The sequence below is a fragment of the Pseudoalteromonas sp. S1610 genome (assembly GCF_005887465.1).
GTDB classification, from domain to species: Bacteria; Pseudomonadota; Gammaproteobacteria; order Enterobacterales; family Alteromonadaceae; genus Pseudoalteromonas; species Pseudoalteromonas undina.
The window spans coordinates 58,454-64,574 of record NZ_PNDI01000014.1 but is presented as its reverse complement, the minus strand read 5'-3'; the positions used below and the strand labels follow the sequence as shown (position 1 = coordinate 64,574).

5 protein-coding genes are annotated in these 6,121 nt (G+C 39.9%); 2 read left to right on the top strand and 3 right to left on the bottom strand.

Going from position 1 to position 6,121, the window contains the following annotated elements; genetic code table 11:
* Window positions 1–135: 135 nt before the first annotated feature.
* Complete coding sequence (locus CWB77_RS08185; RefSeq protein WP_054201545.1) at window positions 136–945, bottom strand: sulfite exporter TauE/SafE family protein; 810 nt, start codon at window positions 943–945, stop codon at window positions 136–138.
* Between the two features lie 445 nt (window positions 946–1,390).
* Between CWB77_RS08185 and CWB77_RS08180 the strand changes: the two genes are divergently transcribed.
* Both CWB77_RS08180 and CWB77_RS08175 read left to right on the top strand, forming a co-directional pair.
* The gene (locus CWB77_RS08180; protein WP_138622257.1) at window positions 1,391–2,365 is read left to right on the top strand and encodes a DUF1852 domain-containing protein; all 975 of its coding nucleotides are present in this window, start codon (window positions 1,391–1,393) and stop codon (window positions 2,363–2,365) included.
* A gap of 31 nt (window positions 2,366–2,396) precedes the next feature.
* The gene (locus CWB77_RS08175; RefSeq protein WP_138622255.1) at window positions 2,397–3,434 is read left to right on the top strand and encodes a methionine synthase; all 1,038 of its coding nucleotides are present in this window, start codon (window positions 2,397–2,399) and stop codon (window positions 3,432–3,434) included.
* Between the two features lie 287 nt (window positions 3,435–3,721).
* Here the strand turns inward: CWB77_RS08175 and CWB77_RS08170 are convergent, their stop codons facing one another.
* Both CWB77_RS08170 and CWB77_RS08165 read right to left on the bottom strand, forming a co-directional pair.
* Window positions 3,722–4,075, bottom strand: coding sequence for a hypothetical protein (locus CWB77_RS08170; protein ID WP_138622253.1), 354 nt, complete (start codon window positions 4,073–4,075; stop codon window positions 3,722–3,724).
* Window positions 4,076–4,205: 130 nt separating this feature from the next.
* Window positions 4,206–6,092 (bottom strand): AAA family ATPase, encoded by a 1,887-nt coding sequence (locus tag CWB77_RS08165; RefSeq protein ID WP_249931435.1) that lies wholly within the window; start codon window positions 6,090–6,092, stop codon window positions 4,206–4,208.
* Window positions 6,093–6,121: the final 29 nt, after the last annotated feature.

Below are 6,121 nucleotides of genomic sequence, written 5' to 3'. Positions count from 1 at the left end.
TTAAAGGTTAAAGGTTAAAGGGTTCCGACTCTAACGCTCAACACCTACGCGGGGTGAACCCGCTGCTACTAGTAGTTAACATTCTAGGTAGCAGCGGCTTAATGCCGCGTCTTTTTAAGGCTCATATAAATGCTCTTATCGAGTAAACATATTGATTGCCATTATTATTAATAAGCCGGCAAATATTTTTTTTATGGTTGAAACTGGCAAATAATGGGTGGCTTTAGCACCGAGTGGCGCGGTAAACCATGAGGTGCATACAATACCCAATAAAGCGGGCAAATACACAAAGCCCGCAAATCCTTCTTTTAGGCTAAATAACTGGCTACCAGAGCTGATATAACCCATTGATCCAAACAACGCTATCACAATGCCTGAGGCCGATGCGCAGCCTATGGCTTTTTTCATATCAACAGAAAAAAACGTCAGTAACGGCACTAATACTGCCCCGCCGCCAATACCTATCATGGCAGATAACCCACCGGTTATGGTCGTATAAACACTCAGCAACCCTTTGTTTGGTAACGGGCGTGCTATTGCTGAATCACTCTTACCTGAAAAAATCATTTTTAGTGCAATTAGCACCACGCTTACAGCAAATACCAAACGCACTACATGCTCGGGTAACAGCGCAGCTATAAAGCCACTAATAAGCGCACCAAAGGCAACGCCTGCCATAACCCAAGGTGCAATATCCCACGGTACATTGCCATTTTTATGATGCGCAATAGCCGACGAGGTCGAGGTAAATAAAATAGAGGCCAGCGAGGTCGCAATGGCAACCACCACTACTTGTTCAGGTGGCAAAGCATTAAAGTGCAGTAATATCATGCTGAGTATGGGCACAATCACTAGCCCGCCCCCTATTCCTAATAAGCCTGCTAAAAAACCAACACCGCTACCTAATATGGCGCAGTATATAATTAACACTATTAAATCACTCATTCCTTTTGTCTCTTCTTATGTTGTGGAAAGTTCTGCGACGGCGAGCTGCTTAATAAAGCGCTTAAGCTCACCTAAGTTTATTCGAGTATATCAACAACCGTTTATGCAAATTGGACTTTAAGTACTTATGAGCATTGAATAATACTCACGTTTTGTATGAATAAATCACAACACCCGTAAAAACATCTAGAAATCTAGACTTCTAAAGTGGGTTTTGTCTGAGTGGGAGCGTCTACTAGCCTAATTTATCCATTCAACTTTGTTAAAGAATGAATCTGGCTCATGTTTTACCTGAAATAATACCGTTTTTCTTCATGCTACATAGCGCGTATAAATTTATTAACTCTGCAAAGCACCATTACAGTTATCCCGTTAGTTTGGTTTTAACAGCGAGTAATGTGTCATTGATAAAAGCAGTAACAACTCAAATTGAAAGGATACGGCTATGAGCACTGATCTTACATTTACTATTAAAAGCACTAACTTGGATGAAAACTACCATCCATCAAATAACACACGTATTACGACTAATTTCGCTAATTTAGCAAGGGGTGAAAGCCGCCAACAAAACCTGCGTAATACCCTAAAAATGATCAACAATCGTTTTAATGCACTGGCCAGTTGGGATAACCCACAAGGGGATCGTTACGAGGTTGAGCTCAAGATCATTTCGGTCGATTTAGACATTGCAGGCAGTGGCCAGGCATTTCCGTCAATTGAGGTATTAAAAACCAATATTATTGACCGCCAAACCAACGAGCGAATAGAAGGCATGGTGGGTAATAACTTTTCATCGTATGTGCGCGACTACGACTTTAGCGTGTTATTGCTTGAGCATAACAAAAGCAAACCGCAATTTAGCATTCCCGATAACTTTGGTGAGTTACACGGCAAGTTATTTAAATGCTTTGTAAACTCAGATACCTATAAACAGCACTTTAAAAAGCCGCCGGTTATTTGCTTAAGCGTGTCTGATAACAAAATCTATCAGCAAACTGAAAACTTACACCCTATTTTAGGCGTAGAGTATCAGCCTAATGAGTCGTCGTTAACTGAGCAATATTTTAAAAAAATGGGCTTACAAGTGCGCTACTTTATGCCACCAAACAGCGTTGCACCGTTAGCGTTTTACTTTTTTGGTGACCTACTTAACGACTACAGCAACCTTGAACTAATTAGCACCATTAGCACCATGGAAACGTTTCAAAAAATTTATCGTCCAGAAATTTATAACGCCAACGCCGCCGCTGGTAGCCGTTATAAACCTAATTTAAAAAATGACGATCATTCATTAACGCAAATTGTGTATGACCGCGCAGAGCGAGGTCAATTAGCGATTGAGCAAGGCAAATTTACCGAGCAGCACTTTATTAAGCCTTATCAGTCAGTATTGCAGCAGTTCTCGGCAAGTATCGCTTAATCACACAACAAAATTAAAGGCAGCATTTATTATGAAAAAACTATTACCCACTTCATCAGCAGGCAGCTTGCCAAAACCGTCATGGCTTGCTGAGCCCGAAACCTTATGGTCACCGTGGAAATTACAAGGTAGTGAGCTGATTGATGGCAAACACGATGCCCTGCTTATTTCCCTGCACGAGCAACAAACCGCAGGCGTAGATATAGTCAGCGATGGCGAACAAACTCGTCAGCACTTTGTAACCACCTTTATTGAACACTTAAATGGCGTTGATTTTGAAAACCGTAAAACAGTTAAAATTCGCGACCGTTACGACGCCAGCGTACCCACAGTGGTTGGCCCTGTGTCTCGTACTAAATCGGTATTTGTTGAAGACGCCAAGTTTTTACGCCAACAAACCAGCCAACCAATTAAATGGGCACTGCCTGGGCCCATGACCATGATCGACACCCTGTATGACGATCACTATAAAAGCCGTGAAAAACTAGCATGGGAATTTGCTAAAATACTTAACCAAGAAGCCAAAGAGCTAGAAGCCGCTGGGGTTGATATAATTCAATTTGATGAACCTGCTTTTAACGTGTTTTTTGACGAGGTAAACGACTGGGGCATAGCCTGCCTAGAGCGAGCTATAGAAGGGTTAAAATGCGAAACCGCCGTGCATATTTGCTACGGCTACGGCATTAAAGCCAACACCGATTGGAAGAAAACCCTTGGCACCGAGTGGCGACAATACGAAGAAGTATTTCCTAAGCTGCAAAAATCGAATATTGATATTATTTCGCTAGAATGCCAAAACTCACATGTACCTATAGAGCTACTCGAACTCGTACGCGGTAAAAAAATAATGGTGGGCGCAATCGATGTAGCCACTAATACTATAGAAACCCCTGAAGAGGTGGCCAAAACTCTACGCGAAGCACTTAAATATGTAGATGCCGACAAACTCTACCCATGCACCAACTGCGGCATGGCCCCCCTGCCCCGCAATATTGCAAACGGCAAACTTAACGCCCTAAGCAAAGGCGCAGAGCTAGTACGTAACGAGCTATTAGCAGCCAGTTATTAGCAGTGATTGTCGCTTAATTTTTAGTTAAAGCTGCTGCAAAAAAGCCACACCTTAACACAAGTTAAGGTGTGGCTTTTTTAATCAAAATGTAAGGGGGGGTTTACAGCTAAAATGCAAGGTTAAAGGCAAAAGGTGTTAGGTTAAAGGTTTTAAGTTTGTTGAATATTGGTTGGGTTGAGTGCAACAAACCTAGTGTAATTAAATAAATTTAACCGAGTCGCTTGATATTAATGACTGAGTGGGGAGTGTCAATAGCAGAAGTTGGCACCATGGCTATTTGCTATAAACTAAACTTGGGAGATAACCCATTTATTGCAGTCTATAATATTGTACTTACCAAACTGCTTTACATTAATAGATGCAAATTCAGTAGAGATTTTTTTAATAACACCATCTAAATTATCATTACTACAAATAGCTAACTTACCTGTGTCCATAGCTTTTGCAAACAACGAAATGGAGCTCCAGTAAGCATAATGCGAATTAGAAATTATTATAATATTTGGAGTGAAACCATAAACAGCGACACCTTGATTCACCGTCTTCTTAAATTTATTTATGTCCGCGTCTGATAATTTATATTTACTATCTAATACAATCTTATAAAGATATGGACTTGCTGAGTGCTTAATCTGATGCATATATTCCTTATCTCATAACGCCGCCATAAGTGGTTAGTAACAGTTGGCTAAAATGTGTAGCGAAGCGGGACCGAGCCAACAGTTACGAATCCGACTTTATGGCGGCATTATGTGCTGATTACTAATATGATTATCCAGCATAAATAACAGCTAGCGACCTTTCTACAAAGTTTAAAAGCTCACCATCTGTAATTTGAACTTGGTCTACCGCTGGATTAGTATCGTGATGAAACTGTCCTGCGTAACGATTTATCTCATTTAGTTCGTTAGTAATGTTTTGAGCATTAACTAAAGGACTTGGTGGTTGCGCATTACTTATCAAGTCAATAACTTGCCCAAACAAAAGGCCTCCATTTATCAAGTTGGGAAAACGTCTATGTAGATACCCTTCAAGCATAGGCCGAATTGATCTAGCTATTTCCATATTGCTTTGAGCATTCCCAACTAAATATTCATCAAGCATGCGGTGGCATTTGAAATATGCACTTTCACATTCTTGATCAAGATTTATTGCATCAAAGTCACTATAGCGATTAATGACAGATTTTAACTTTAAACATTTAATTTCGTTAGGGTTTCCTGTTCGCAACACATCATCACGAAGATTACGAAGAAAATGAACATCATGTGCAAGAACAATTATTTGCTTACAGCTGTCATGCAACCTCTTCAAAACAGTACGTGTTTGCTGCTTTCTATTAAGGTCTAAGCTACACATTGGGTCATCTATTACAATAACCTTGTTGGCTAAATCAGGATCAGATTCAGCAGAGGCTATGAAGAAAGCAAAAGCTAATGTGCGTTTATCACCCTCACTCAGAGAAGTTTTAAAATCTGGTACACCACCACTTAAAGCAATGTTTGCACCGCGCATTTGCAATACATAATCACTTCTCAATCCACCCCGATAATTAAAATCAATATTCGGAATCAAAAATTGAGCACCAAAACCGCGCAAAAGCTCATTAATACGATCTTTATAGCTTTCTAGTGTTGCCAGCATGATTTGATTCAAAGCATCTTTTTTTGTTTGTTTTTCAGATTTTGCAGTTTCGTCCTGAATTTTTTTCAAAGCGAGCTGTGAAAATAAATCTACAACATCTTGCCTGTAACGTATTTTAGCCCACTCTAAATCACGAATTTGGTTTTGCAAATTCTCAATACTTAGAGCTGCCAAACTGCTTTTGTAGTTTGTTATAACAGCTGTAGCATTTGAAATTGAATTGTTACATGCAACAACAACCTCTATAACCTCCTGCCAGTTTCTAGCAACTTCGTTTTTATTTTCTTCAGAGCCAACAGCGTCGAGCAAGTTAACTTCTTTGCTCTCTCTCAAAGCGTTTAACAGAGTTTCAATATTAGAAAGAGCATCTTTTGCTGAATTTTCATCGAATGTTGGAGGTATTACCTCAATATGCTCCTGCCAACCATCAATGACTGCACTGGCAGTTTCAAACCGTGACTTTAATCTTGCAATGATCTCATTCGAGCAGCTCGCGTTAATGAGGCCTGTCAACCGAGAAACATTCGACTTAAGCTGATTATAATCTTGATTAAAATAACTGCGATATGCTTGTATTAATTCGACACCATCGAGAGGTTGGTTGCAATACAAGCAATTACTTTCTTCACCGTATGCATGCCCATCACTTATCCATTTCTCTAAACGATTTTTGTTGTGAGAATTTAAGTGTTCTTTAACTTGCTGCTCTGCTGCTAGATCAATATTTTCGAGGGATGTACCCAAAATATTAAAAATATCATCCACATTAAGTGTCGGCAATGCTAACTGCTGAGGCAATGCCTTAGCTTGAATAAACCCTATATTCTGGGCTTCAACGATTTTGCCGTTAAGAGCGGATATTTGATCATCTGCATCTACAACTTCGGCGATTCTTTGAAATTGAGTTTGCGTCAAACCTCTATGCAGTACTTCTAATTGATTACTTGTTTCTCGTATAGAATTGGCTGCTGTTCTCGCATTATAATCTGCGAGGTCATATTCTTGTTGCGCCACAACAGCATTTTCGCCAAGTGCAAATTGTA